The following is a 2303-nucleotide window of genomic DNA, read 5'->3' as shown; positions in this document are numbered from 1 at the left end:
CCTAACACGATGTTAGGGGGAAATTGGGTGTGATTTTATTGCGAGAAAAACAAAAAGTTATAGAATACCATTTAAATGGTAAGACAGAGAGGCAGATTCGTGACCTTACAGGCCACTCAAGAAACACTATTCGAAAGTACACTAGAGAATTTAAGAAGAGTCGTGAGGAGGATGTTCGTGAGTTACCCATTACTGAATCTATTTTAGAAAAGCCAACATATAAAAAACGACAAGGAAAAAAGAAAGTGTTAACACCGGAAATAGAGCAGGTTTTAAAACGGTTTATTCGAGAAAATGAGAGGAAACGCAATCATTATATGTCTAAGCAACAAATGAAAATCGTTGATATGCATGAAGCGTTGATTGATCGTGGTTTTCAGATTGGGTATACGACAGTCCGTCATTTCGTTAATCGAGAAACAGGAAAAGCAAAAGAAACTTTTATTCGAAAGTATATGGAACCGGGTTATGAAGTTGAGTTTGACTGGGGTGAAGTTAAGTTAGTTATTGATGGGCATACCAAAAGACTCTCTTTAGCAGTGTTTACATTACCATACAGTAATTATCGAGTCGCTAAACTCTATGAATCAGAAACACAGATTTGTGTCCTAGATGTGCATAGTCATTTTCTACACCAAGTTGGGTTCATCCCTTCGGTCTTTGTATATGATAATATGCGAACGGTTGTGAAGTCGTTTATAGGAGATGAACGAGAGATTCATGAAGAAATGAAAAATCTCTCCAATTATTATGGGTTCTCCATCCGCCTTTGCGGACCAGGAAAAGGGAATGAGAAAGGAAGTGTGGAACGGAGTGTTGAGTTCATACGCCGCAAAGCCTTTTCTGAGGCCATTCACTATCCAAGTATAGAAGAAGCAGCTGAACATCTAGCTAGGACACTTCATAAGCTGAACAACCGTAACCATTACGCTAAAGATAAAGCGCATAGGGAATTGATGACAGAAGAGAAGGAGCAGAGTACTCCAATGATTGCGTTTTATGATCCATCAGAACTTATCGAATGCCGAGTTGATAAATATAGCACGATCGTCATTAAACAAAATCATTATTCTGTTCCTGAGGGACACGTTGGAAAATTCATTAAAGTAAAAGTTGGAGCCGAAAAAATAAGGCTGTTCATTGATGGTGATTACGTTAGCGAACACAAACGCAATTGGGGAGTTCACCAATGGGTTATGGATATTAATCATTATTTGGATACGTTTAAAATGAAAAGGGGTGCCTTGCCTCAAAGCGAAAGTTTGAGACAAGCACCAAAACAAATTAAAAATATATACAATCATTATTATATCGGAAAAGAGCGCGATTTCATAGACCTACTAAGTTATATAAAAGAAAACAAGAAATTAGATCGTGTCATGGAGGTGATTGAAGAATTACAATCTCTCCGAGGTGAAAACATTACAACTGAACAAATCATATTCATGTGCCAGCAGTCTCCTTCTTCAGGGGATAGCCCTCACAAGAGTGATGATATCACTGGACAAGCAAGAGCGAATATCAAGGCTTTAGAAGAATTGTTTATGTTGTCGGAGGAGGGCGCGCAATGAGTATAGAAGATCAATTAATTGAACTTAGTAAAACACTTAGGTTACCAACGATAAGAAAGCTCATACAAGATAAAGATCATGCACTCAAAACAAAAGCAGTTCAGGAGGGACTCTTGTATGTATTAGAACAAGAAAAGGCCGACCGGGTCATAAGAGCAAAACAAAACCGAATCCGAAACGCACAATTTCCAGAGAAGAAATTACTAGAAGAAGTAAATGAGGACTCTTTGCCTGAAGAAGCAAGACAAAAACTAGAGAAGCTAAAAACCTTGTCGTTTATCGAAAACGGACAAAATGTAGTTTTTACAGGTTCTCCAGGGACTGGGAAAACCCACTTAGCCATTGGATTGGGTGTTGAAGCTTGTTTAGCAGGCTATAAGGTATATTTTGCGACGGTTCCTTCATTGATTAACCAATTGAAAGAATTAAGGTCAGAGCGAAAGTTACGTTCTTTTGAGCTGAAGTTTGAGAAGTATGACTTAGTCATACTTGATGAGCTTGGATACATTTCATTTGACAAGGAGGGAGCTGAATTACTCTTCAGTCACCTCTCCTTACGAGCGGGTAGAAAATCAACCATCATCACAAGTAACTTATCATTTATGAAATGGCAGGAGGTATTTCATGACCCAGTCTTAACATCGGCCTTAACGGATCGTCTAACACATAAATCATATGTATTAAACATGAAAGGACCTTCATATAGGGCACGAGAGACCGAAGAGTGGATTA

General features: G+C 38.4%; 2 protein-coding genes. Both read left to right on the top strand.

The features are described from left to right. Window positions 1-38: 38 nt before the first annotated feature. On the top strand, window positions 39-1571 hold the full coding sequence (istA, locus tag ABDZ63_RS15755) for an IS21 family transposase (protein ID WP_425542005.1): 1533 nt from the start codon (window positions 39-41) through the stop codon (window positions 1569-1571). Beyond that, window positions 1568-2303, top strand: a 736-nt coding sequence (gene istB / locus ABDZ63_RS15750) for an IS21-like element helper ATPase IstB (RefSeq protein WP_343785169.1), incomplete at its 3' end; no start/stop codon positions are given. The genes istA and istB, both read left to right, overlap by 4 nt.

Source organism: Alkalibacillus silvisoli (genome assembly GCF_039521975.1).
GTDB classification, from domain to species: Bacteria; Bacillota; Bacilli; order Bacillales; family Alkalibacillaceae; genus Alkalibacillus; species Alkalibacillus silvisoli.
This window is presented reverse-complemented; position numbering and strand designations above follow the sequence as displayed.